The organism is Kitasatospora arboriphila (genome assembly GCF_039528095.1).
Taxonomy (GTDB): Bacteria; Actinomycetota; Actinomycetes; order Streptomycetales; family Streptomycetaceae; genus Kitasatospora; species Kitasatospora arboriphila.
Genome location: NZ_BAAALD010000295.1, coordinates 1 through 557 on the forward strand (window position 1 = coordinate 1; position 557 = coordinate 557).

Sequence of the window (557 nt, forward strand, 5' to 3'; positions counted from 1 at the left end):
TTTGCTGAGCATGAAAACCGCTATCTTCATCCCAAATGGCTGCTGAAACGCCTGCAGCAGGCCTGGCCGGAGCAGTGGCAGGAGATCGTCGAGGCGAACAACCAGCGCCCGCCGATGTGGCTGCGCGTTAACCGCAACCATCATTCCCGGGATGAGTGGCTTGCCCTGCTTAACGAGGCCGGTTTAGAGGGCTTTACCCACCCTGATTATCCGGACGCCGTACGCCTGGCCACCCCTGCCCCGGTCCACGCGTTACCAGGATTTGATGAAGGTTGGGTAACCGTTCAGGACGCCTCGGCCCAGGGCTGTATGCGCTACCTGCAGCCGAAAAATGGCGAACGCATCCTCGATCTCTGCGCGGCACCGGGCGGGAAAACGACGCATATTCTGGAAGTCGCCCCCCAGTCTCAGGTCATGGCGGTGGATATTGATGAACAGCGTCTGTCCCGCGTCTATGACAACCTGAAACGGCTGGGCATGAAAGCCGAAGTCAAGCAGGGCGATGGCCGCTTCCCTGAGCAGTGGTGTGGCAATGAGCAGTTCGATCGTATTCTGCT

Annotated in this window: 1 protein-coding gene; it reads left to right on the forward strand. The window is 59.4% G+C overall.

All coding sequences use genetic code 11. The annotated features are described in order from the left end of the window. Window positions 1–557: SAM-dependent methyltransferase (locus tag ABD353_RS40050; protein WP_344628617.1), on the forward strand; the 557-nt coding region annotated here is incomplete at both ends.